The 21057-nt window shown below is 70.9% G+C and carries 27 protein-coding genes; 11 read left to right on the top strand and 16 right to left on the bottom strand.

The genetic code is table 11. The features are described from left to right. Nucleotides 1–79: 79 nt before the first annotated feature. Together ACYVLJ_RS42225 and ACYVLJ_RS42220 are read right to left on the bottom strand one after the other, a co-directional pair. Nucleotides 80–1123 (bottom strand): alpha/beta fold hydrolase, encoded by a 1044-nt coding sequence (locus tag ACYVLJ_RS42225; protein WP_451978627.1) that lies wholly within the window; start codon nucleotides 1121–1123, stop codon nucleotides 80–82. Nucleotides 1124–1260: 137 nt separating this feature from the next. Next, on the bottom strand, nucleotides 1261–2226 hold the full coding sequence (locus ACYVLJ_RS42220) for a quinone oxidoreductase family protein (protein ID WP_451978630.1): 966 nt from the start codon (nucleotides 2224–2226) through the stop codon (nucleotides 1261–1263). Nucleotides 2227–2285: 59 nt separating this feature from the next. Between ACYVLJ_RS42220 and ACYVLJ_RS42215 the strand changes: the two genes are divergently transcribed. From ACYVLJ_RS42215 to ACYVLJ_RS42205, 3 genes are read left to right on the top strand one after another with little or no spacing between them, the layout of a single operon-like run. After that, complete coding sequence (locus ACYVLJ_RS42215) at nucleotides 2286–2489, top strand: hypothetical protein (protein ID WP_257919930.1); 204 nt, start codon at nucleotides 2286–2288, stop codon at nucleotides 2487–2489. An 11-nt stretch (nucleotides 2490–2500) separates the two neighbouring features. Beyond that, nucleotides 2501–2959, top strand: a complete 459-nt coding sequence (locus tag ACYVLJ_RS42210; protein WP_451978633.1) for a guanyl-specific ribonuclease — start codon at nucleotides 2501–2503, stop codon at nucleotides 2957–2959. Next, entirely contained in the window at nucleotides 2956–3324 is a 369-nt protein-coding gene (locus tag ACYVLJ_RS42205) for a barstar family protein (protein WP_451978636.1), read from the top strand. Before ACYVLJ_RS42210 ends, ACYVLJ_RS42205 begins: the two co-directional genes overlap by 4 nt. A 19-nt stretch (nucleotides 3325–3343) precedes the next feature. Here the strand turns inward: ACYVLJ_RS42205 and ACYVLJ_RS42200 are convergent, their stop codons facing one another. The 11 genes from ACYVLJ_RS42200 to ACYVLJ_RS42150 form a co-directional block, all read right to left on the bottom strand. Next, nucleotides 3344–4111, bottom strand: coding sequence for an enoyl-CoA hydratase family protein (locus ACYVLJ_RS42200; protein ID WP_460442913.1), 768 nt, complete (start codon nucleotides 4109–4111; stop codon nucleotides 3344–3346). 37 nt (nucleotides 4112–4148) lie between these two features. Next, the gene (locus tag ACYVLJ_RS42195) at nucleotides 4149–4652 is read right to left on the bottom strand and encodes a DUF3291 domain-containing protein (RefSeq protein WP_460442912.1); all 504 of its coding nucleotides are present in this window, start codon (nucleotides 4650–4652) and stop codon (nucleotides 4149–4151) included. Nucleotides 4653–4697: 45 nt separating this feature from the next. Then, nucleotides 4698–5327, bottom strand: a complete 630-nt coding sequence (locus ACYVLJ_RS42190; RefSeq protein WP_460442911.1) for a cyclase — start codon at nucleotides 5325–5327, stop codon at nucleotides 4698–4700. A 163-nt stretch (nucleotides 5328–5490) separates the two neighbouring features. Continuing rightward, a complete protein-coding gene (locus tag ACYVLJ_RS42185) occupies nucleotides 5491–6228 on the bottom strand; it encodes a sirohydrochlorin chelatase (RefSeq protein ID WP_460442910.1) in 738 nt (245 codons plus the stop codon). Further along, a complete protein-coding gene (locus tag ACYVLJ_RS42180; protein ID WP_460442909.1) occupies nucleotides 6225–7487 on the bottom strand; it encodes a sulfate adenylyltransferase subunit 1 in 1263 nt (420 codons plus the stop codon). Before ACYVLJ_RS42180 ends, ACYVLJ_RS42185 begins: the two co-directional genes overlap by 4 nt. Next, a complete protein-coding gene (cysD, locus tag ACYVLJ_RS42175; RefSeq protein ID WP_451978653.1) occupies nucleotides 7487–8407 on the bottom strand; it encodes a sulfate adenylyltransferase subunit CysD in 921 nt (306 codons plus the stop codon). Before cysD ends, ACYVLJ_RS42180 begins: the two co-directional genes overlap by 1 nt. A gap of 11 nt (nucleotides 8408–8418) precedes the next feature. Continuing rightward, nucleotides 8419–9114, bottom strand: coding sequence for an adenylyl/phosphoadenylyl-sulfate reductase (locus ACYVLJ_RS42170; protein ID WP_460442908.1), 696 nt, complete (start codon nucleotides 9112–9114; stop codon nucleotides 8419–8421). Further along, complete coding sequence (locus ACYVLJ_RS42165) at nucleotides 9111–9260, bottom strand: Insertion element protein (RefSeq protein ID WP_103348823.1); 150 nt, start codon at nucleotides 9258–9260, stop codon at nucleotides 9111–9113. Before ACYVLJ_RS42165 ends, ACYVLJ_RS42170 begins: the two co-directional genes overlap by 4 nt. Beyond that, nucleotides 9257–10951, bottom strand: a complete 1695-nt coding sequence (locus tag ACYVLJ_RS42160; protein WP_460442907.1) for a nitrite/sulfite reductase — start codon at nucleotides 10949–10951, stop codon at nucleotides 9257–9259. Before ACYVLJ_RS42160 ends, ACYVLJ_RS42165 begins: the two co-directional genes overlap by 4 nt. 108 nt (nucleotides 10952–11059) lie before the next feature. Beyond that, a complete protein-coding gene (locus ACYVLJ_RS42155) occupies nucleotides 11060–11194 on the bottom strand; it encodes a putative leader peptide (RefSeq protein WP_460442906.1) in 135 nt (44 codons plus the stop codon). 13 nt (nucleotides 11195–11207) lie between these two features. Beyond that, on the bottom strand, nucleotides 11208–11783 hold the full coding sequence (locus ACYVLJ_RS42150) for a TetR/AcrR family transcriptional regulator (RefSeq protein ID WP_460442905.1): 576 nt from the start codon (nucleotides 11781–11783) through the stop codon (nucleotides 11208–11210). A 76-nt stretch (nucleotides 11784–11859) separates the two neighbouring features. Here ACYVLJ_RS42150 and ACYVLJ_RS42145 point away from each other — a divergent pair, with 76 nt between their 5' ends. The 3 genes from ACYVLJ_RS42145 to ACYVLJ_RS42135 all read left to right on the top strand — a co-directional run bounded on the left by ACYVLJ_RS42145 (nucleotide 11860) and on the right by ACYVLJ_RS42135 (nucleotide 14473). Then, entirely contained in the window at nucleotides 11860–12276 is a 417-nt protein-coding gene (locus tag ACYVLJ_RS42145; protein ID WP_451978665.1) for a VOC family protein, read from the top strand. Nucleotides 12277–12290: 14 nt separating this feature from the next. After that, nucleotides 12291–13490 (top strand): coproporphyrinogen-III oxidase family protein, encoded by a 1200-nt coding sequence (gene hemW / locus ACYVLJ_RS42140; RefSeq protein WP_460442904.1) that lies wholly within the window; start codon nucleotides 12291–12293, stop codon nucleotides 13488–13490. A gap of 62 nt (nucleotides 13491–13552) precedes the next feature. Continuing rightward, complete coding sequence (locus tag ACYVLJ_RS42135) at nucleotides 13553–14473, top strand: NADP-dependent oxidoreductase (RefSeq protein ID WP_460442903.1); 921 nt, start codon at nucleotides 13553–13555, stop codon at nucleotides 14471–14473. Here the strand turns inward: ACYVLJ_RS42135 and ACYVLJ_RS42130 are convergent. Next, on the bottom strand, nucleotides 14470–15174 hold the full coding sequence (locus ACYVLJ_RS42130) for a TetR/AcrR family transcriptional regulator (protein ID WP_460442902.1): 705 nt from the start codon (nucleotides 15172–15174) through the stop codon (nucleotides 14470–14472). The genes ACYVLJ_RS42135 and ACYVLJ_RS42130 overlap by 4 nt on opposite strands. Before the next feature lie 82 nt (nucleotides 15175–15256). Here ACYVLJ_RS42130 and ACYVLJ_RS42125 point away from each other — a divergent pair, with 82 nt between their 5' ends. From ACYVLJ_RS42125 to ACYVLJ_RS42110, 4 genes are all read left to right on the top strand, one after another. Then, on the top strand, nucleotides 15257–15673 hold the full coding sequence (locus ACYVLJ_RS42125; protein WP_460442901.1) for a nuclear transport factor 2 family protein: 417 nt from the start codon (nucleotides 15257–15259) through the stop codon (nucleotides 15671–15673). Then, nucleotides 15670–16038, top strand: coding sequence for a hypothetical protein (locus ACYVLJ_RS42120; protein WP_451978680.1), 369 nt, complete (start codon nucleotides 15670–15672; stop codon nucleotides 16036–16038). The genes ACYVLJ_RS42125 and ACYVLJ_RS42120 overlap by 4 nt, the downstream gene beginning before the upstream one ends. A gap of 30 nt (nucleotides 16039–16068) precedes the next feature. Beyond that, nucleotides 16069–16899, top strand: a complete 831-nt coding sequence (locus ACYVLJ_RS42115) for a siderophore-interacting protein (protein ID WP_460442900.1) — start codon at nucleotides 16069–16071, stop codon at nucleotides 16897–16899. A 94-nt stretch (nucleotides 16900–16993) separates the two neighbouring features. Continuing rightward, nucleotides 16994–18220 carry a serine hydrolase domain-containing protein gene (locus ACYVLJ_RS42110; protein ID WP_451978685.1) on the top strand — a complete coding sequence of 409 codons (1227 nt, stop codon included), beginning with the start codon at nucleotides 16994–16996 and terminating at the stop codon, nucleotides 18218–18220. Here the strand turns inward: ACYVLJ_RS42110 and ACYVLJ_RS42105 are convergent. After that, the gene (locus ACYVLJ_RS42105) at nucleotides 18199–19365 is read right to left on the bottom strand and encodes a type I restriction endonuclease (protein WP_460442899.1); all 1167 of its coding nucleotides are present in this window, start codon (nucleotides 19363–19365) and stop codon (nucleotides 18199–18201) included. The two genes, ACYVLJ_RS42110 and ACYVLJ_RS42105, sit on opposite strands and share 22 nt — an antisense overlap. Before the next feature lie 321 nt (nucleotides 19366–19686). On the opposite strand from ACYVLJ_RS42105, the gene ACYVLJ_RS42100 reads away from it, so the two are divergent. Beyond that, a complete protein-coding gene (locus ACYVLJ_RS42100) occupies nucleotides 19687–20403 on the top strand; it encodes a TetR/AcrR family transcriptional regulator (protein ID WP_460442898.1) in 717 nt (238 codons plus the stop codon). 1 nt (nucleotide 20404) lies between these two features. On the opposite strand, the gene ACYVLJ_RS42095 is transcribed toward ACYVLJ_RS42100, so the two are convergent. Next, nucleotides 20405–20917 carry a GNAT family N-acetyltransferase gene (locus ACYVLJ_RS42095; protein ID WP_460442897.1) on the bottom strand — a complete coding sequence of 171 codons (513 nt, stop codon included), beginning with the start codon at nucleotides 20915–20917 and terminating at the stop codon, nucleotides 20405–20407. Nucleotides 20918–21057: the final 140 nt, after the last annotated feature.

The following is a 21057-nucleotide window of genomic DNA, read 5'->3' as shown; positions in this document are numbered from 1 at the left end:
ACGTCGGTGTACGAGCCCGGATCACGGACCCCAACGGGGGAACCTACCGCCAACTCCGCGTGAAGACAGTGTGAGCCGCTCAGCCCGCCGCGGTGTCCTCGCTCACGGCCCGCGACGCCGTTTCGGCGGCCCGCTTGGCCTGGGTGGTCCGGACCGCGCTCGCCGCGAAGTACGTGAGCAGCTCGGCGATCTCGACCGGGTCGTCCAGCTGCGGGCAGTGCCCCCAGTCCTCGCGGACCAGCAGCCTGCTGTGCGGCACCAGCGTGTGCAGCTGGCGCCCGGACGCGGCCGTGACCAGCTTGTCCTTGCCGCACGCGACGACGAGCAGTGGGACCTTCACCGAGTCGAGCCGGTAGGCGTCGGCGAGCTCGGCGACCAGCTGGCGGGCCTCCTCCAGGCGGTTCTTGGTCGCCCGGTAGTCCGGGAAGAGCGCGGTGAAGCGCTGCACCTGCGTCGCGTCCGCCGCGGTCGAGTTCGCGTAGAGCAGCCGCGGGACGACCTGCTCGGCGACCTTGCGCACCAGGAAGCCCGGCACCGGTACCGGCAGCGAGGAGTACAGCCGCAGCGGCAGCGGGTAGCGCGCGACCGTGCGGATCAGCCACGAGTCGACGAACCCGGGCGCGGCGATCGAGACGACGCCGGAGATCGGCAAACGGCTGTTTTGGGCCGCGCGCAGGCTCATCGTGCCGCCGAGGGAGTTGCCGGCCAGCACGACCGAGCCGAGCACGGCCTGTTCGCGGACGACGGCCGTGGTGAACGCGTCGAGCTGCGGCAGCATCGGGCCGGGCCGCAGTGGCTGCGCGTCCCCGAAGCCGGGCAGATCGACCGCGACCGCCGGGATCCCGGCGGCCGCGAGCTGCTCCAGGGCGGGGCGCCACGTGTCGGCGCTGTCGCAGTACCCGTGCAGCAGCACCAAGCGCGGTGCCGAGGGCCGCACGTGCGGCACTGCGGACCGCCGGCGCAGTGAACGGCGGGGGAGCTCCGGGTCCTGGGCGGGTTCGCCGACCTCGAGGACACGGGTGCGGACGCCGGCGTAGCGCCGGAAGGAGACCCGGATGGGGTCCGGGTCGCTGCTGGGCCGGCCGCCCGGTCCAGCCGAGTCGGGCCGCTGCGTCGCGGTCATGACTACAGATTACCTTGCGACCATTGGCTTTTGGTCGAATTCAGGTGCTAACGACCAGATCTCGAACTGAGTACGTTAGAGATTCACCTGATGCCGAGCCGGGCGGAACAAGACGATCCGCCCAGCTCAGCGGGGCTCTAGCGGGTGAAGACGATCTTGCCGGCGGTGTCGCCGTCGAGCATCGCCCGGAACCCCTTGGGGGCCTCGGTGAACGGCAGCTCGGTGCCGATCTGCGGCCGGACGCCGGTCAGGTCGAGGTAGGCGAGCAGGTCCGCGAGCTCGTCGCGGGTGCCCATGGTCGACCCGGAGACGCGCAGCTGGAGGAAGAAGACGCGCTGCAGCTCGGCGTTCGCGTCGGGGCCGCTGGTCGAGCCGGAGACCACGATGATGCCGCCCGGCTTGAGCGACTTCACCGAGTGTGACCAGGTGGCCTTGCCGACCGTCTCGAACACGGCGTCGACGCGTTCGGGCAGCCGCGCGCCAGACTCGAACGTCCGGTGGGCGCCCAGGCTCGAGGCGAGGGCGCGTTTCTCCTCGGTGCGGCCGGTGACCCAGACGCGGAGCCCGGCCGCGCGGCCGAGCTGCACCAGCGCCGTCGAGACGCCGCCGGAGGCGCCCTGCACGAGCATCGTCTGGCCCGGCCGCAGCCCGGACTTGACGAAGATCATCCGGTAGGCGGTCAGCCAGGCCGTGCCCATCGTGGCGGCTTCGGCGAAGGTGAGCCCGGCGGGCTTCGGGACGACGTTGCGGGCCGGGACGATCACCTGGTCGGCGAAGGTGCCCTGGTGCTTCTCGGTGAGCAGCGTGCGCTTCGGGTCGAGCGTGTCGTCGCCCTGCCAGCCCGGCGCGTTGATCACGGAGTGGATCACGACCTCGGAGCCGTCGTCGAGGGTGCCGGCGCCGTCGCAGCCGAGGATCATCGGGAACTGGTCGGGCTTGATGCCGACGCCCCGCAGGGTCCAGAGGTCGTGCATGTTGAGGCTGGCGGCCTTGACGTGCACGCGGACCCAGCCGTCCGGCACGTCGGGTTCGGGTCGCTCGCCCACGACGAGCGAGTCCAGCGGGCTTTCGGCGTTGGGTTCCTGCGCGTACACGGCGAACATGTCAGGCAACGTACCTCCCCTGGGGCGCGGGGGCAGCAGACCGCGCGTAGGCTCACACCGTGTTCAACGGGCTTGCCGACTGGTGGGACGGGGTCGAGCTGTGGCTCGCCCAGGCGTGGTTCCCGGTCCAGTTCGTGCTGGTCATGGTGGTCGTCGTGCCGCTGTGCCTGGCCGCCGCGTGGGTGCTCGACAAGCTCGTGGGCCTGTTCGCCCGCCGGCTCACTCCGGGGCGTGACGACGACCGCTCCGACACCCCGTCCTAGGCTGGCGCACCATGTTCAACCGAAGGCGGATCACCGCCGCCCTGATCGGGCTCCTCGTGCTGGTGCTGGGGGGCTGGCTGGTCAAGGACGTCGTGAGCGGCACCTCGCCGGCGACGCCTGCTTCGAGCACCTCGGCGAGTGCGCCCGCGAAGGGGAGCGCGGCCGTGCCGGGCACCGACTCCGGGCTGCCCGTCAAGGCGTTGTCGGCTCTGCCCCCGCAGGCGTCCGACACGTGGAAGCTGATCGAAAAGGGCGGCCCGTACCCGTACCCGCGCAACGACGACGTCGTGTTCGAGAACCGCGAGAAGCGCTTGCCCGCCAAGAAGTCCGGTTACTACCACGAGTACACCGTGAAGACCCCGGGCAGCGCCGACCGCGGCGCGCGGCGGCTGATCACGGGCTCCGCGCACGAGCTGTACTACACCGGCGACCACTACGCGTCGTTCGTCGTCGTGGACCCGGCCCGATGAGCGCGTCGGAGCAGGCGAAGGCCGCCGCCGAAGAGGCCTTCGCGAGGGGCGCGTACCCGCACGTGGTGAACTCGCAGCCGACCGTGGACAAGGCGGGCACGCTGAACGCGTTCGCCGAGGCACTGTCCTTTCCGGACTACTTCGGTCACAACCTCGACGCGCTCTACGACTGCCTGACGGATCTGTCCTGGCTGCCGCCGGGGGAGCACGTGCTGATCTGGCCGGGCTCGGAGGCGCTGCGCAAGGCCGAGCCGAAGACGTACCTGGCGATCCGCAGCGTGCTTTCGGACGCGCAGCGCGCCCTCGGGCCGAGCGGCCGCAGCGCCGGCTCGTGGCGGCTCACGGTCGTGCTGCCGGACGCCTGAGCGGCGTCCGGCCGCCACGTCAGTCCTCGGGGACCCAGTTCGGCTTGCGCTTCTGGGCGAAGGCCAGGATGCCCTCCTGGCCTTCCTCGCTGGCGAAGAACTTCGCCGAGAGGCCGAGCATCTCCTCGAAGCCCTCCGACGGCGTTGCGGGGCGGGGGCGGCTCAGCAGTTCCTTCGTCGCCGCCAGCGCCTTCGGGCCGCCCGCCGCGAGTGCCTTCACGAACCGGGCCACTTCGGCGTCGAGGTCGGACGTCGCCGAGTTCAGCAGGCCGATTTCGACCGCGCGCCGGGCGTCGAACGTGTCGCCCGTCAGGAACAGTTCGTGCGCCGCGCGCGGGTTCAACCGCGGCAGCACCGTCAGGGAGATGACCGCCGGGACCACGCCGATGCGGACCTCGGAGAAGGCGAACGTCGCTTCCGGCACCGCCACCGCGATGTCGCACGCCGCGACCATGCCGATGCCGCCCGCGCGGGCCGGGCCGGCCAGCCGGGCGACCACCGGCTTCGGGCTCGTCCACAGCTGCTCGAGGATCTTCGGGAACTCGTTCACGCCCTGGTCGCCCGCGCCGGCGCCGCGGGCCTCCTTGAGGTCCATCCCCGCGCAGAACACCGGGCCCGTGTGGGTCAGCACGATGACGCGGACGGCGTCGTCGGCCGCCGCTTCGCTCAGCGAGTCCGAGAGTTCGCGGCGCAGCTGGGCCGAGAGCGCGTTGCGGTTGTGCGGGGAGTCCAGGGTGATCGTGGCGGTGCCGCCCACCACGTCGTAGTGCACCAGTTCGTCAGCCATGCCGACACCCTTGCACACTCCCCGCACGCGGCCGGTGTTACGCGGGGCACAGCCAGCCGGGGTCACCCTCGCGGGCTTCCGCCACGGGCGAGAAGTGCTGCTTCAGCGTGAACGCCTCGGGCGTCGGGCCGTGGACGCGCAGGTGCTTGATCTTCGCCTCGGCCTCCGCGGTCGTCGGCCGGTGCCCGGCGGGGACCCACCACAGCACCGTCATCGCCTCGCGGACGTGGTGGAACCACTCGCGGCGGCGCTTCATGATCGCCACGTGCCCGGCTGAGTAGACGAAGGCGGCCAACGTCTCCACCGACGTCCACACGGACATGTTGACCAGGACCCCGGACGTGCCGCGGACGTCCCACTCGAAGGCGCGGACCGACGTCGCGTCGCCGTCCTCAGTCTGCAGGCGCCAGACGAACCCGGGTGCGGCGTCGGCGAGGGCGTTCACGGGTTCGAGGTTGCCGACGAAGTCGCGGAAGGACTCGTCGTCCAGCGGCGTCTTCATCCGGCTGATGTTGACCTGAGCGAGTTCGAAGTTCCCCATGCGGCCACCCTACGGGCGGAATCCCGCCCGCGGGGTGGCGCGCGGTCAGCCGATGGTCGTCGTGGTGAAGACCGGGCTGGGGTTGGGGAAGCAGGCCGTCGGCGCGGTGACGTCGCCGATGATGCTGCTCGCCACGGCCTTGAACGTCAGGCCGGGGTCCGTGTAGCTGGTGCCGGACAGCTTCGTCTCGATGGTGCCCGACTGGCCGGCGGTCAGGTGGGCGGTGATGGTCGGCAGCTCGAAGGTGGCGCCGCCGGCGATCGGGCCGGGGAAGCTCAGGGTCGCGACGCCGTTCGCGACCGCGATGGTGGGTGCGGTGCTGCCGAGGCCGGACCCGCCGGCGAGGTCCGCGCCGACGTAGGTGGAGTTGGCCGGGATCGGGAACTTCAGCGCGAAGGTGTTGATGTTCTTGACCTTGTTCCCGCTGACGTCGCTCGGCACGGTGTTCGGTGCCGGGTCGATGACGACGTCGAACGCGCCGCCGGGGGCGACCGTGGCGGGCGCGGTGACGTCCGCGTCCTGGTTCAGCGACACCTTCTGCGGTCCGACGATGGGTGCGTCGGCCTGGCAGTCGAAGGTGACCGTGGTGGCCGCCGACGCCGGGGCGGCGAGGGCGACCGGAAGGGCCGCGGCCGCGACCAGAGCGCCGAGTTCGGAAAAGTGAAGAGCTTTCATCTGTATCCACCTACCTGCGGTTTCAAGAGGGGAGGGAGAAAGCTGCGCAGCGCTTAGAGAGTTACCGGCAAGTTAAGTAGCGCGTCAAGGATTTACCGTTCCCATGTACGCGCGGTGACGCTAAATGTGAATGACGCTCACCTTTTGGCGGTACGGGCCGGGGTCAGGCGTACTGGCGGAGCAACCCGCTCATCGCGGCGGCATACCTGCTGATCACGACGTCGGCGACGCGCGGGTCGTCGGCCAGCGGCCCGGCGATGAACGCCTTCGGGTCCGCCTCGCGGGCCAGCCGGGCGATCCGGTCCGGCAGCAGACCCGGCGCCAGGAACCACGACGCCACGACCAGGTGCCGCGCGCCCCGCGAACGCAGTTTCGCCACCGCCGCCGGGATGTCCGGCTGGGACGCCGAAGCGAAGGCCTCGCTCACCGGGACACCCAGGCGCTCTTCCCAGCGCGCGGCCAGGGAGGCGACCACCGCGTTCGCGTCGGCGTTGGCCGAGCCGACCGCGCTGACCAGCACGCCCGTGCCGCGGCGGCGTGACGCGGAAGCCAGCCGGTCCAAGGCGACGGCCTCCAGTGCCGGGTCCGCACCGAGCACGTCCGACACCCGGATGCGGAAGCCCGGGCATTCCGAGACGACCTGGTCGATCAGCGCGGGCAGGTCGACCCGGGCGTGGAACGCGCTCCCGAGCAGCAGGGGCACCACGACCGCCGACCGGTGGCCGTCCGCGTACAGCTTGCGCAGCACGTCGGTCACCAGCGGCGAAGAAAGGTCCAAAAAGGACTCGTGGACCGGAAGCCCTGGCGCCTGCGCGCGCACGACGTCGACGAGCGCCCGCACGGTCGCGGCCGAGCGGGGGTCACGACTGCCGTGCGCGACGGCGACCAGGGGCGGCGTCACGAGAAGCGCTCACCCACCAGGCCGGCGGCGAGCGTGTCGCCGTCCTTCGGGTCGATGACCAGGAACGCGCCCGTGCGCGGAATGACGCCGTAGTCGTCGACGCCCAGCTCCTCGGCCAGCCGCAGCGTGACCCGCCCGATGTCGTTCAGCTCCAGCGACGACGGTGAGTCCACACTGGACAGCGTCTGCTCGTCGAACCGCGCGTGCAGGTCGCCGGCCAGCGCCTGGACCGTGCGGGTACCGTGCTTGACGAGCACTCGCGCGCCCGGCTTCAGCGGCTTCGACGACAGCCAGCACAGCGTGCCGGTGATCTCGTCGGTGACCTGCGGCGGCGCGTCCGCGGCGGCGATCAGGTCGCCGCGGGAGATGTCGATGTCGTCGGCCAGCACGAGGGTCACCGACGTCCCGGCGCCCGCCTCGGCGAGGGGACCGTCCGCCGTGTCGATGCGTTCGACGCGGCTGCGGATGCCTTGCGGCACCACGACGATCTCGTCGCCGGGCCGCACCGTGCCCGCCGCGATCTGGCCCGCGTAGCCGCGGTAGTCCGGGTACTCGGGCGTGCGCGGGCGGATCACGTACTGCACCGGGAACCGCAGCGCCGAGTCGTGCGGGTCCGGCGCGACCGGCACGTCCTCCAGGTGCTCCAGCAGGCTGGGGCCGGAGTACCACGGCGTGCGCTCCGAGCGCGTCGCGACGTTGTCGCCCTCCAGTGCCGACACCGGGATCGCGAGCACCGAACCCCGCTTGTACCCCAGCGAAAGCGCGTGCTCGGCGAACTCCTCGGCGATCACCGTGAAGGTCGCTTCGTCGTAGCCGACCAGGTCGATCTTGTTCACCGCCAGCACCAGCTGCGGGACGCCCAGCAGGGCCAGCACGGCCGCGTGCCGGCGGGTCTGCTCGATGACGCCCTTGCGCGCGTCGACCAGCAGCACGGCGAGCTGCGCGGTCGAAGCGCCGGTCACCGTGTTGCGCGTGTACTGCACGTGCCCGGGCGTGTCCGCCAGCACGAACGACCGCTTCGGCGTCGCGAAGTACCGGTACGCGACGTCGATGGTGATGCCCTGCTCACGCTCCGAGCGCAGGCCGTCGACGAGCAGGGAAAGGTCCGGAGTGGACAGTCCCTTGTCGACGGACGCGCGCGTGACGGCGTCGAGCTGGTCGGCGAGCACCGACTTCGTGTCGTAGAGGAGCCGGCCGACCAGGGTGGACTTGCCGTCGTCGACGCTCCCGGCCGTGGCCAGGCGCAGCAGCGAACTCATCAGAAGTACCCCTCACGCTTGCGGTCTTCCATGGCCGCTTCGGACATCCGGTCGTCGGCGCGGGTCGCGCCGCGTTCGGTGAGCCGCGAGGCCGACACCTCGGCGATGACCTCTTCGACGGTGGTCGCGGTGGACTCGATCGCGCCGGTGCACGAGCCGTCGCCGACCGTCCGGTAGCGGACCGTCAGCTCGCGGACGTCTTCGCCCGGACGCGGGCCGCCCCACGGGCCCTCGGCGAGCAGCATCCCGTCGCGCAGGTAGACCTCGCGCCGGTGCGCGTAGTAGATCGACGGCAGCTCGACCTTCTCGCGGGCGATGTAGTTCCAGACGTCGGCCTCGGTCCAGTTGGACAGCGGGAAGACGCGGACCTGCTCGCCCGGGCGGTGGCGTCCGTTGTAGAGGTTCCACAGCTCGGGCCGCTGCCGCCGAGGTTCCCACTGGCCGAAAGCGTTGCGGAGGCTGAAGATCCGCTCCTTCGCGCGGGCGCGCTCCTCGTCGCGGCGGCCGCCGCCGAACACGGCGTCGAACCTGTTCTCGGAGATCGTGTCCAGCAACGGCGTGGTCTGCAGCGGGTTGCGCATGCCGTCGGCGCGCTCTTCCAGGCGGCCGTCGTCGATCCAGTCCTGGACCTTCGCCACGACCAGCCGCAGCCCGTGCTGCTCGACGACGCGGTCGCGGAACTCGATGACCTCGTCGAAGTTGTGCCCGGTGTCCACGTGCAGCAGCGGGAACGGCACCGGCGCCGGCCAGAACGCCTTGATCGCCAGGTGCAGCAGCAGCGTCGAGTCCTTGCCGCCGGAGAACAGGATCACCGGCCGGTCGAACTCGCCCGCCACTTCGCGGAAGATGTGGATGGCTTCGGATTCGAGAGCGGCCAGGTTGTCCTGCGCCGCGTCGGTAGCGGGCTCCAAGGTCGTCATGCGTCCCTTCCTCAGCCGTGCAGTCCGCACTCGGTCTTGCTCTGCCCCGCCCACCGGCCGCTACGCGGGTCCTGTCCCGGCGCCACCTTGGCCGTGCAGGGCGCGCAGCCGATCGACAGGTAACCGATCGACACCAGCGGGTTCTCGAGGATGCCGTGCTCGCGGATGTAGCCGTTGAACTCGTCGTCGGTCCACGCCGCGATCGGGTTGATCTTGACCAGGCCGTTGCGGTCGTCCCAGGTGACGATCGGGGTGTTCGCGCGGGTGGGCGCGTCGACGCGGCGGACACCGGTGATCCACGCCGAGTAGTTCGCCAGCGTCTTGCGCAGCGGTACGACCTTGCGCAGGTTGCAGCACAGCGTCGGGTCGCGGTCGTGCAGCTTCTCGCCGTACTCCGCGTCCTGCTCGGCGACGCTCTGCTCGGCCTGCGCGTTGACGATCTTCACGTTCGGGTAGACCGCCTCGACCGCGTCGCGGGTGCCGATGGTCTCCGCGAAGTGGTAGCCGGTCTCCAGGAACAGGATGTCCACATCGGACTTCACCTTGGTGGTGAGGTCGATCAGGACGGCGTCCTGCATGTTGGACGCGACGATGAAGTCGTCGCCGAACGTGTCGACGGTCCAGCGGATCGCCTCGTCGGCGGTGGCTTCGGCGAGCTCCTTGGAAGCGCGCTCGGCGAGGGTCTTGTAGTCGGCAGTGGCGGTCATCGGGACACCTCCGGAAGGGACAGTCCGAGGAACTTGACCGAGAAAACCCGGCGACAGGCGGAACAAAGCCAGCCGCCGTTCTCTTCCGGCCGCAGGTCCTCGTCCCCGCAGTAAGGGCAGTAGAACGGCGTCGCGCGCTCGGTCATTGCAGCGCGCTTTCCTCGGCCCGGGCGGCCCACTGCGCGAACCGCTCACCGTCTTCGCGCCCGGCGACGTAGTTGCGCACGACGCGCTCGACGTACCCGGTCAGCTCCGCGGCGGTCACCTTGTGGCCCCGCAGTTTCCGGCCGAACCCGGCGTCGAGGCCGAGCCCCCCGCCGAGGTGCACCTGGAAGCCTTCGACCTGGTTGCCGTCGGCGTCGGTGACGATCTGGCCCTTCAGCCCGATGTCCGCGGTCTGGATCCGCGCGCAGGAGTTGGGGCAGCCGTTGAGGTGCACGGTGACCGGCGTGTCGAGGCCGTCCTGGATGTCCGCGAGCGACTTCTCCAGATCGGCGACGAGCTGCTGCGCACGCGCCTTCGTCTCGACGATGGCGAGCTTGCAGAACTCCAGCCCGGTGCACGCCATCACGTTGCGCCGCCACGGCGAAGGCTTCGTCTCGAGGCCCAGCTCGGCCAGCTCCGCCTGCAGCCCGGCGACCTGCTCCTGCGGGACGTCCAGCACGACGAGCTTCTGCTGCGGGGTGAGCCGGACCCGGCCCGACCCGGCACGCTCGGCGGCCTTCGCGACGGCGACCAGCGTGCCGCCGGAGACGCGGCCGGCGATCGGCGCGGCGCCCACGTAGAACTTGCCGTCGACCTGCGGGTGCACGCCGACGTGGTCGATCGGGACGGCCGGGTCGACCGGCGGCGGGCCGTCGATCAGCTCGCGCTTGAGGTACTCCTCCTGCAGCACCTGGCGGAACTTCTCGGCGCCCCAGTCCTTGACCAGGAACTTGATCCGGGCCCGCGAGCGCAGCCGGCGGTAGCCGTAGTCGCGGAAGATCGAGATGACGCCTTCCCAGACGTCCGGGACCTCGTCGCGCGGCACCCAGGCGCCGAGGCGCCGGCCGAGCATCGGGTTGGTGGACAGGCCGCCGCCGACCCAGAGGTCGAAGCCGGGGCCGTGCTCGGGGTGGTTCACGCCGACGAAGGCGATGTCGTGGATCTCGTGCGCCACGTCGGGCTGGCCCGAGATCGCCGTCTTGAACTTGCGCGGCAGGTTCGCGAACTCGGGCTTGCCGATGTAGCGGCGCTTGATCTCGTCGATCGCCGGGGTGCCGTCGATCACCTCGTCGGCGGCGATGCCCGCGACCGGCGAGCCGAGGATGACGCGCGGGCTGTCGCCGCAGGCCTCCATCGTCGTCATGCCGGCGTTCTCGAGCTTCGCCCAGATCTTCGGGACGTCTTCGATCTGGATCCAGTGGTACTGGATGTTCTGCCGGTCGGTGATGTCGGCGGTGTCGCGCGCGTGCGCCTGCGAGATCTCGCCGAGCACGGTGAGCTGGCCGGTGGTCAGCGCGCCGCCGTCGAGCCGGACCCGCAGCATGAAGTAGCGGTCGTCGAGCTCTTCGGGCTCCAGCGTCGCCGTGCGGCCGCCGTCGATGCCCGGCTTGCGCTGGGTGTAGAGGCCGAACCAGCGGAACCGGCCGCGCAGGTCACCGGGGTCGATGGCGTCGAACCCGCGGTGGGCGTAGATGTTCTCGATCCGCGCCCGCACGTTGAGCGGGTGGTCGTCCTTCTTGGAGCGCTCGTTCGGGTTCAGCGGCTCCCGGTAACCGAGCGCCCACTGCCCCTCACCGCGCTTCTGCTTGGCGCGCGCGGGGCGGGCGGGGGTCTGGCGCGTGGGGGTGGCCATGGCGGCGTCCTCCGAGAGGCTCTTCGTGGCAGCGGAGGAGCACCGGCTCGCGCGGGTTTCCTCCGGCGCCGGCTGTCCAGATTTCGTGGCAGGTGGTGGCGGCGGCAGTCAGCGAACGGGTACGCAGAGGGCGCTGGCGACCCGCAGGAGGTCGACGTGGCGGCGGGCCACGAGGAGAACACCGGCATGAGTCACGGCGCCAGCGTGCCACGCGTCCACAATGTGGTCCAGAGCTGCCCGCATGGTGGGAGAAGGGTCACTCGCCTGGGAGAATGCGGTCGACCAGCAGGCCCACGACCTGCGCGTCCGAGTACCCCGCGAACGCCCCGGGCAATGTCAACCGCTCGACGGTCAGGCCGGTGAGGGCCAGATAGAGCAGCAGGACCTCGTCCCGTCCGCCGGGCAGCCCGGCGGCTTCGTGGAAGCCCACGCTGACGTCGAAGCTCTCCTTCACCGTCGCGGTCAGCGCCGTCGCCAGCTCCGGACGGCGGTTCGCCTCCAGGCGCAGTTCGAGCAGCGCCAGGTACGAGCTGCGGCGCGTGGTCAGCCGCGTCACCAGGTCGCCGAGCAGGGCGGCGACCCGCCCGGTCGACGGCTCTTCGGCCCGCGGGTCGGCCATGACGTCCTCCGGCGCGGACAGCCGGACGTGCACGCGTTCCCCGGCTTCCGAGAGCAGTTGGTCGCGGCTGCGGAAGTAGTTCGACGTCGTCCCCGGCGGGACCCCGGCCTCGGTGTCCACCGCGCGGTAGGTGAGGCCGCGTGCGCCGTCGCGGGCGAGGACCTCGATGGCCGCGTCGGTCAACGCCGTCCGCCGTTCGGTGTTCTGCCGCACGAAATCCTCCTTGCCCGATTAGAGCCACTACGGATAGAGTACTACGGACGCAGTGGTTTGAAGAGAGGAACTGGGGATGCAGGTCAAGGGGTTCGGGGCGGGGTACCTGGTCGACGACGTCGCCGCGACCACCCGCTTCTACCGGGACGTGGTCGGCCTGCCGGTCACGGTCGAGCTGGACTGGTTCGCCAGCATCAACGCCGGCGCGCCCGGCTACGAGATCAGCTTCGTCCGGCGCGGGCACGAGTCGCTGCCCGAGGGGTTCCGGGCGCAGCCGACGTCGGGGCTGTCCTTCGGGCTCGTGGTCGAGGACGCCGCGGCCGAGGCGAAGCGGCTCGCGGAGGCGGGCGTCGAACTGGTCGCCCCGGTCGTCGACGAGCTGTACGGGCAGCGGCACTTCTTCGTCGCCGATCCGAACGGCGTGCTGCTCGACGTCATCGAGATGATCGCGCCCGACCCCGAGTGGGCGGCGGCGAACCTCCCGGCTTCGTAAGGGACAATCGGGGGGTGCCCGATTCCCCGACCGACCTCACGCTGCCCGAAAGCGCCCTGAAGGGGCTCGGCAGCAGAGCGTTCGGGGTCTACGTGCACGTCCCGTTCTGCGCGACGCGCTGCGGGTACTGCGACTTCAACACCTATACCGCGGGTGAGCTCGACTCGGGCTCGTCGCCGCAGTCCTGGCTCGAAGGGCTGCGGCGCGAGCTGGAGCTCGCCGCGAAGGTCCTGGTCGTGCCGCCCGCCGCCGACACCGTGTTCGTCGGCGGCGGCACGCCGTCACTGCTCGGCGCCGACGGTCTCGCTTCGGTCCTCGACGCCGTCCGCGACGTCTTCGGGCTCGCCCCGGGCGCCGAGGTGACGACCGAGTCGAACCCGGAGTCGACGTCGCCGGAGTTCTTCGCCGGCATCCGCGAAGCCGGCTACACGCGTGTCTCGCTGGGCATGCAGTCGGCCGCGCCGCACGTGCTGAAGATCCTCGACCGCGTGCACACCCCGGGCCGGCCCGGGAAGGCCGCCGCCGAAGCGCGCGCGGCCGGGTTCGAGCACGTGAACCTCGACGTGATCTACGGCACGCCGGGGGAGCGGCCCGACGACCTCCTCGCGACGCTCGACGCCGTGCTCGCGGCGGGTGTCGACCACGTGTCGGCGTACGCGCTGATCGTCGAGGACGGCACGGCGCTGGCCCGCCGGGTCCGCCGCGGCGAGCTGCCCGCGCCGGACGACGACGTGCTGGCCGCGGACTACGAAATGATCGACGCCGCCCTGTCGGCCGCGGGTCTGCGCTGGTACGAGGTGTCGAACTGGGCGGCGTCCGACGCCGCCCGGTGCCGGCACAACCTCGGCTACTGGCGTGGCGACGACTGGTGGGGCGCCGGGCCGGGCGCGCACAGCCACGTCGGCGGCGTCCGCTGGTGGAACGTCAAGCACCCGGCGCGCTACACCGCGCTCCTCGCGGCCGGCGACTCGCCCGCGGGCGGCCTCGAGGTGCTCACCGACGACGACCAGCACCTCGAGCGGATCATGCTCGAACTGCGCGTCGCCGAAGGGCTCCCGCTGGACGTCCTCGACGAGCCCGGCCTGGCCGAAGCCCGGGCGGCGGCGGCCGAAGGGCTGCTCGATCCGTCCGCTTTGGACACCCGCGGCCGCGCGGTGCTCACCGACCGCGGGCGGCTGCTGGCCGACGGGGTCGTCCGGCGCCTCGCGGGCTGACGGGAATTAAAACCGGGGCCCCGGTCGTTGCTTGTATCGAGCAACGACTTTGAGGAGGCCCCATGGCGCGCGCGATCAGGTTCGACGAGTACGGCGACGTGGAGGTCCTCCGGGTCGAGGACGTCCCGCGGCCGGCACCGGGACGGGGGCAGGTGCTCGTCGAGGTGCGCGCGGCCGGGATCAACCCCGGCGAGGCGGCCATCCGCCGGGGCCTCATGCACGAGCGCTTCCCGGCGATGTTCCCGTCCGGGCAGGGCAGCGACTTCGCGGGGGTCGTGGCCGAGCTCGGCGAGGGCGTCGAGGAGATCGCCGTCGGCGACGAGGTGATCGGCTTCGTCGAGACGCGGTCCAGCCACGCGGAGTTCGTCGTGGCGGCGGCCTCGGACCTCACGCCCAAGCCCGACGGCGTCTCGTGGGAGGTCGCCGGCGGGCTGTTCGTCGCCGGCACCACCGCCTACGCCGCGGTGCGCGCGGTGTGCCCACGCGAGGGCGAGACCGTCGTCGTCTCGGGGGCCGCGGGCGGCGTGGGGTCGCTCGCCGTGCAGCTGGCGCTGCTGTCCGGCGCGACGGTGATCGGCCTGGCCGGTCCCGCGAACCACGACTGGCTGCGCGAGCTCGGCGTGGTCCCGGTGGCCTACGGCGACGGCGTCCTCGAGCGGATCAAGGAAGCCGCCCCGGACGGCGTGCACGCGTTCGTCGACACGTTCGGCGACGGCTACGTGGATCTGGCGCTGCACCTGGGCATCCACCCCGGCCGCATCGACACGATCATCGACTTCGAGGCGGCCCAGAAGTACAACGTGAAAGCCGAAGGCAACGCGGCCGCGGCGTCGGCCGAGGTACTGCGCGAGCTGAGCCTGCTGGTGGGCAAGGGATTGCTCGAGGTCCCGGTCGCGCGCGTCTACCCGCTGGACGAGGTCCGCGAGGCCTACCGCGACCTGGAGCAGCGGCACACGCGCGGCAAGATCGTGCTGCGGCCCTAGTTCTTCGCCGCGAGGACCTTCAAGCCGGCCAGGTACGTATCGAGCGCGAACTCGAGGCGTTCCTGCGCCGTCTCGGCGGAGAAGAACTCGCCGACGTGCAGCATGTTCGGGAACGCCTCGGGCGGCAGCGACCGCATGTACGCCACCATCTGCTCGCCGCGTTTCGCCGTCTCGGCTTCGTCGATGTCGCCCCAGGTCCAGCCGCTCGCTTCGTAGGCGTACGCCTTGGCGTACAACGCCAGCGCGTCGCCCGCGAAAGTCGCCTGCTTGAGCGTGAGGCCGCCCGCGCGCAGCAAGGCCAGCATCGCTTCGCCCTGCCGCAGCGAGCTGGGCGTGACCGGCACGGCGATGTCCCACGCGACCCGCGCGATGCCGGGGTGGGCGACCATCACCCGGATCTGGTCGCGGACCTGTTCCTTGACCTGTTCGTCCCAGCGCGCCGGGTCCGGTTCCGGCAGCACGGCTTCCGCGAGCACGGCGTCGAGCATCAGCTCCGCCAGCTCGTCCTTGTTGGCCACGTGCGCGTAGAGCGACGCGGGCCCGGTTTCGAGCGCCTGGGCGACCCGTCGCATGGTCACCGCCTCGAGCCCCTCCTTCGCCAGGATTTCCAGGGCCGTCTTCACGATCAGGCCCTGGGAGAGCGCGGGTTTCGCGGCTCGGCGGCGCGGGGCGCTGCGCCACGGCGGCGGGGGAACGGTCACGCGAACACTGTACTTGACGCGAACGCTGTTCGTAAGTAGAACTGTGTTCGTCGAACGAACGCCGTTCGCGAAAGGGGATCCCATGACCACCACCACTGCCGATGCCGCCGTCCGCGCCGTGCTCGGCCGCCTCACGGAGGCCTGGAACGCCGGCGACGCCACCGCGTACGGCCGGCTCTTCACCGAGGACGCCGACTACGTGACGTTCTTCGGGATGAACTTCCCGGGCCGCGAAGCGATCGAAAGTTCGCACCGCGCGCTGTTCGAAGGGCCGCTCAAGGGCTCGAAGCTGACCGCCAGACTCGGCGAGACGGCGAAGGTGCGGTTCGTCCGCCCTGACGTCGCCGTGGTCGTCGCCGGCGGTGGCTCGTCGGTCACTGGCGCCGACACCACCGACGAAGGCCGCGAGTCCACCGTCGGCTTCGTGCTCGTCGAGGAAGGCGGCGAATGGCTGATCACGGCGTTCCAGAACACGCGCGTCTCGGACCCGCGCGGGTGAAAGCGCTTGCGGAGGCGTCGGGGGTCGTCGCGCGGCCGCCGGACGAGGTGTTCGACCGCCTGCGGCGCATGCTGAGCGGGGGCGCGTACCCGATGCGGATGGACGTCGACCGCGAGCGGGGGTTCCTCGCGGTGCAGGGCGGCTGGTGGTACCGCGGCGAATACCGCGTCACGCCCGATCCGGCCGGTGCGCGCGTCGAACACCGCGTGGTCAACGCGGCTTCGCGGGGGCGATGGGGGGTGCCGCTGGCCAACCGGCTCTTCCTCGGGTTCCGCGCGAAGACGGCCGCCGGATTTGCCCGGGTGCTCGAAGAACTGGGGCGGCCCGATGGCCAGGAACCGGACTGGGCGCGTACGGTTGCTTAGGTAACCCTTAGTTCTTGCGAGGAGTTGTCGATGGCTGAAGCACCCCGGCGGTCCGGGCGTCCCGCGGTGCGGCTGCGGGTGCTGCGCACCGAGCGGATCACCCCGCACATGATCCGGATCGTCGCGGGCGGCGAGGGCATCGCCGGCTTCACGCCCAACGCGTTCACCGACGCGTACGTGAAGGTGCTGTTCAAGGTGCCGGGCGTCGAGTACCCGGAGCCGTTCGACGTGCAGGAATGCCGCGCGACGCTGCCGCGTGAGCACTGGCCGCGGATGCGCTCCTACACGGTCCGGGCGTTCGACCCGCAGGCCGGCGAGCTGACCTTCGATTTCGTCCACCACGGCGACGAAGGCATCGCCGGCCCGTGGGCCGCGTCCGCGCAGCCGGGCGACGAGCTGCTGCTGTCCGGCCCCGGCGGCGCGTACGCGCCGGGCGCCGAGGCCGACTGGCACCTGCTGGCCGGCGACGAAAGCGCGTTGCCGGCCATCGCGGCGTCCCTCGAAGCGCTCCCGGCGGGCGTCCCGGCGCACGCGGTGATCCTGGTCGAGAACGCCGGCGAAGAGCAGGTCCTGGTGACGAAGGCGGACGCGCAGATCACGTGGCTGCACCGGTCGTCGGGCGGCGACGTCGCGGAGGCGGTGCGGGCCCTGCCGTGGCGCGCGGGCGTCGTCCAGGCGTTCGTCCACGGCGAGGCCGGGTTCGTGCGCGAGCTGCGGCGCTACCTGCTCGACGAGCGCGGCGTGCGGCGCGAGCTGCTGTCCATCTCGGGGTACTGGCGCCTCGGGAAGAACGACGAAGCCTGGCGTGAGGAGAAAGCGGCCGAACGGGCTCGCGAAAGCCACCAACCCGGCCAAAAGTAGGTCGACACCCGCACGGGCGAGCAACCGTGGCCACGAAGCCGTTCGGCCGTGGCTGTGGCCGGTTTGGTGGCCATCGGCGCAGTAGTCTCGCTGCATGGACCTCAAGGTGGACGTCGACCCGGCCGAAGCCGGCTTCGACGCGGCGCGGCTTTCCCGGATCGACACCCATTTCGACCGCTATGTCGAGGATGGACGGTTGCCCGGCTGGCTCGCGGTGGTGAGCCGGCACGGCCGGATCGTGCACGTCGGCAGTGGTGGGTACAGCGACGTCGAGGCGGGCACGCCGGTCGAGACCGACACGCTGTGGCGGATCTTCTCGATGTCGAAGCCGGTCACGTCGGTCGCGGCGATGATGCTCGCCGAAGAGGGCCTGCTGGAGCTGGACGACCCGATCTCGCGGTGGCTGCCGGAGTTCGCGTCGCCGCGGGTGTACGTCAAGGGGTCGGCGCTTCGTCCCCTGACCGAGCCGGCCACCGAGCCGATCCGCGTCTGGCACCTGCTGACGCACACGGCGGGCCTGACCTACGGCTTCCACCACGGGCACCCGGTGGACGCGATCTACCGCGCGGCGGGCTTCGAGTGGGGCACGCCGCCGGGCGCGGACCTGGCCGCGTGCTCCGAGCAGTGGGCGGCGCTGCCGCTGGTGTTCCAGCCGGGATCGGAGTGGAACTACTCGGTGGCGACGGACGTCCTCGGGCGGCTGGTCGAGGTCGTGTCCGGGCTGGCCCTGGACGAGTTCTTCTCCTCCCGCATCTTCGGCCCGCTGGGCATGACGGAGACGGGGTTCGTGGCGGCGTCCCCCTCGCGCTTGGCGGCGTTGTACGTCCCGGATCCCGCGACGGGCCGGGCCGTCCGCAACGAAGCCTTCGGCCGCTTGGGCACCTCCCGGCCCGACTGCCTGTCCGGCGGTGGCGGCCTGGTGTCGTCCGCTTCGGACTACTGGCGCTTCACGGAAATGCTGCTGCGCGGCGGCTCGTTCGAGGACGTGCGGCTGTTGTCCCCGCGGACGGTTTCCCTGATGGCCAGCAACCACCTGCCCGGTCACGTGGACCTCGAGGAGTTCGGCCGCCCGCTGTTCGCCGAGATGCCGTTCCACGGGCACGGGTTCGGCCTGGGCTTCTCGGTGCTGGAAGACCCGGTGAAGGCCCGAACCCTGTCGTCGGCGGGAGAGTTCGCCTGGGGCGGCGCGGCTTCGACGGCGTTCTGGGTGGACCCCGACGAGGACCTGACGGTCGGCTTCTACACGCAGCTGCTGCCGTCGAGCACCTACCGGCTGCGCTCCCAGCTGCGGCAGCTGGTCTACCAGGCGCTGGTGGACTGAGGGGTGTCGGCCACCTGCGGACGGGCGGTGCCGAGGTATCTCGCGACCGTGCTCCGCAGGTGGTCCGCGTGCTGGTAGATGTCCTCGACGGCGTCGATCGGCAGCCGCGTCTCGACCTTGTTCTCGTCGAACACGCCGAGGTACTTCTTCGCCCGGTTGAACCACAGCCGCGCGATCGGCTTCCGGTTGTTGTCGTCGAGAAGGACCCCGAAGTAGGTCTGGGTGTCCCGCGCGGCGACCCGTGAGGCGGGTACCTCGGCGCAGACGATGGCCCGGACGATCCGGTACCCCTCGAGCTCTTCTTCGGTGGTGACGACCCGCTCGGGTTCCTCGGCCGGCGTCTCGGCGGCCGGTGCGGGCTCGGGCTGCGCGGTGTTCCCGCTCGACACGCTCACGTAGGAATCGGGCCCGCCGAGCGCGTTCTTCAGCCGGTCGTTGACCTGCTCGTTGAGGAACTGGCTCGTCGCCTTGGCCACCAGCGGCCCGAACTGCTCACGAACGCGCTGTGTGAAAGGGCCTTCGTACACCCTCGTCGTCAGGAACTTCACCCACTCGTCCTCGGGCTCCTTGAACTGCGCTGCGAGAATGCGCTTCAGCTGCCCGATGTACTTCAGCTCGCCGGCGGCGCTGATGACCGAATCGAGGTCGAAGGACTCCTTCGTCAGCTTGGCGAGTTCGGGCAGCAGGGTCTCGTCGATATCGGCGAAATCCAGGACGAGGAACGGCTTCGCGTCCATCCGGTTCGGTGCGTCGAGATCGGTGTAGAACTCGTAGACCTGGCCGTTCGTCAGAATCGCGATCCGGGCGTTTGTCACCGCGAAGTAGCGGAAGAGCTGGGAGGCGTGCTCGATGCGGAGCGGATCGTTGATCTTCTTCGCTTCGACGAGAACCTGGACCTGGCCGTTGTGGACGATCGCGTAGTCGATCTTCTCGCCTCGCTTCGTGCCCACGTCGGCGGTGAATTCCGGGATCACCTCGGCCGGGTTGAACACGTCGTAACCGAGGACGGTGCTGATGAACGGCATCACGAAGGCGTTCTTGGTCGCCTCTTCGGTCTCGATGCCGTCCTTGTGCTTGCGGATCTTCAGGGCCAGTGCTTGCGCGCGCTCCGCGATGTCCATGCCGGTGCCGTTCTCTTCGATCAACGAGGTGCGCAGCTGGGATCGGTCGCCTCGTTCCGTCCGTTACTGACCAGGCCGAAAGAAAAGCGGCGATGAATCAACCGTTATGATGTTACTTTCCAACAGTTGTACAGGGCGTGTGTTGCCCGGTGGTCAATGACCGGCCCGCTGGGAATGCTTGGGCGGCAACTCGACCAGCGCCGATGCCAGCAGGTGCACCCCAGCGCGAGGTCGAAACCAGATCAGCGTAGCGAAGTACAGCGAGGTCGGGCCGAACCGTTTGAAGAGGGCCGCGCCGAGAGCAACCGCGAACTAAGTTCCTTCGCTCGAACTAAGTTCCGTATAGTGACCGACATGCCCCTCGACCCGAAGCAGCGCCGCGCGGCTCGGCACGCCCAGCCGCACCCGGACGCCGCGCCCGTGCCGCGGAAGACGCCCATCACGGCCGAGCGGATCACCGACGCCGCGCTGCAGGTCATCGCCACCGAGGGCTATGACGCGCTGACGATCCGCCGGGTCGCGGCCGTGCTCGGCAGTGGGCCCTCGTCGCTGTACGCGCACATCGTCAACAAGGAGGACCTCGACGACCTGCTCATCGGCCGGCTCTTCGCCGAGGTCGAACTGCCCGAGCCCGACCCGGCTTCGTGGCGCGCGCAGCTGATCGACGTCTACGCGCGGATCCGCGACCAGTACCTGAAGTACCCGGGCATCCCGCGGGCCGCGCTGGCCATGGTGCCGACCCACCTCGAGACGTTGCGCGTCGGCGAGGGGATCCTGGCGATCCTGCTCGCCGGGGGCGTCGAACCGCGGACCGCCGCGTGGGTGCGCGACGGGCTCACCCTCTACGTCAGCGCGTACGCCCTCGAGCGGTCGCTCGTCGAGCAGCACCACGACGGCGACTGGGTCCTCAGCCGCGACGAGCTCGTCGAGCGGTTCACCGCCCTGCCCGCCGACCGCTTCCCGAACACCCGGCGCCACGCGGCCGAACTGACGTCCGGCACCGCGCACGAGCGGTTCGACTTCATGCTCGGTCTGATGATCGACAACCTCACCGCGCGCTGACTCAGCGGGGCAGCCGGACCTCGGCCTCCGCGAGACCTTCCGCGATCACGTGCTTCCCGCCCGCCCAGTCGAGCAGCTCCGCCACCGGCTTGTTGTCGGCGAAGTACACCGCCGTGAAGCGGTCGAAGCCGCGCTCCAGCGCCGCCAGCCCGAGCATGTGCAGCAGCGCTGTAGCCAGCCCGACCCGGCGCCACGCGGGCGCGACCGCCACCGCGATCTCCGCCACCCGCCTGCTCGTGGCCTCGTACCGGGCGACCGCCACGCCCGGGCCTTCGAGGCAGCGCGCCACCAGGGCGAACCGGCGCTGGTAGTCCAGCACCGTCAGCCGCTCCAGCAGCCGGGGTGTCACCCTCGGGGCCGAGCCGCAGAAGCGGCGCCGCAACGTCTCCGGGTCCGCGGTGCGGATGGCTTCGCCCAGCTCGGGCGCGTCCGCCGGGGTGAGCGGCCGGACGCGCACCCACCGGTTGTCGCGGAGGCGGATCGTGCGGTCGTATCCCGTCGGCGGCTGCGTCACCGCGCCACCCTAGCGGCCGCCCCTTCGGGCAGGGCGGTTTTCGGCAGAACGAGTACGTTGGCAGGCAAGGGCTTTCGGGGGAGGGGCGGCCATGCGGCGGATCGGGATCGTCGGAGCGGGGCAAGCCGGGCTGGTCCTGG

The organism is Amycolatopsis stemonae, from assembly GCF_054781455.1.
This window is presented reverse-complemented; position numbering and strand designations above follow the sequence as displayed.

What these genes read in the sequence shown, in the direction of transcription:
- ACYVLJ_RS42225 (WP_451978627.1), bottom strand. Translation starts at nt 1,123, where the DNA reads ATGACCGCGACGCAGCGGCCCGACTCGGCTGGACCGGGCGGCCGGCCC.
- ACYVLJ_RS42220 (WP_451978630.1), bottom strand. Translation starts at nt 2,226, where the DNA reads ATGTTCGCCGTGTACGCGCAGGAACCCAACGCCGAAAGCCCGCTGGAC.
- ACYVLJ_RS42210 (WP_451978633.1), top strand. Translation starts at nt 2,501, where the DNA reads ATGTTCAACCGAAGGCGGATCACCGCCGCCCTGATCGGGCTCCTCGTG.
- ACYVLJ_RS42205 (WP_451978636.1), top strand. Translation starts at nt 2,956, where the DNA reads ATGAGCGCGTCGGAGCAGGCGAAGGCCGCCGCCGAAGAGGCCTTCGCG.
- ACYVLJ_RS42200 (WP_460442913.1), bottom strand. Translation starts at nt 4,111, where the DNA reads ATGGCTGACGAACTGGTGCACTACGACGTGGTGGGCGGCACCGCCACG.
- ACYVLJ_RS42195 (WP_460442912.1), bottom strand. Translation starts at nt 4,652, where the DNA reads ATGGGGAACTTCGAACTCGCTCAGGTCAACATCAGCCGGATGAAGACG.
- ACYVLJ_RS42190 (WP_460442911.1), bottom strand. Translation starts at nt 5,327, where the DNA reads ATGAAAGCTCTTCACTTTTCCGAACTCGGCGCTCTGGTCGCGGCCGCG.
- ACYVLJ_RS42180 (WP_460442909.1), bottom strand. Translation starts at nt 7,487, where the DNA reads ATGAGTTCGCTGCTGCGCCTGGCCACGGCCGGGAGCGTCGACGACGGC.
- cysD (WP_451978653.1), bottom strand. Translation starts at nt 8,407, where the DNA reads ATGACGACCTTGGAGCCCGCTACCGACGCGGCGCAGGACAACCTGGCC.
- ACYVLJ_RS42170 (WP_460442908.1), bottom strand. Translation starts at nt 9,114, where the DNA reads ATGACCGCCACTGCCGACTACAAGACCCTCGCCGAGCGCGCTTCCAAG.
- ACYVLJ_RS42165 (WP_103348823.1), bottom strand. Translation starts at nt 9,260, where the DNA reads ATGACCGAGCGCGCGACGCCGTTCTACTGCCCTTACTGCGGGGACGAG.
- ACYVLJ_RS42160 (WP_460442907.1), bottom strand. Translation starts at nt 10,951, where the DNA reads ATGGCCACCCCCACGCGCCAGACCCCCGCCCGCCCCGCGCGCGCCAAG.
- ACYVLJ_RS42155 (WP_460442906.1), bottom strand. Translation starts at nt 11,194, where the DNA reads ATGCGGGCAGCTCTGGACCACATTGTGGACGCGTGGCACGCTGGCGCC.
- ACYVLJ_RS42145 (WP_451978665.1), top strand. Translation starts at nt 11,860, where the DNA reads ATGCAGGTCAAGGGGTTCGGGGCGGGGTACCTGGTCGACGACGTCGCC.
- ACYVLJ_RS42135 (WP_460442903.1), top strand. Translation starts at nt 13,553, where the DNA reads ATGGCGCGCGCGATCAGGTTCGACGAGTACGGCGACGTGGAGGTCCTC.
- ACYVLJ_RS42125 (WP_460442901.1), top strand. Translation starts at nt 15,257, where the DNA reads ATGACCACCACCACTGCCGATGCCGCCGTCCGCGCCGTGCTCGGCCGC.
- ACYVLJ_RS42115 (WP_460442900.1), top strand. Translation starts at nt 16,069, where the DNA reads ATGGCTGAAGCACCCCGGCGGTCCGGGCGTCCCGCGGTGCGGCTGCGG.
- ACYVLJ_RS42110 (WP_451978685.1), top strand. Translation starts at nt 16,994, where the DNA reads ATGGACCTCAAGGTGGACGTCGACCCGGCCGAAGCCGGCTTCGACGCG.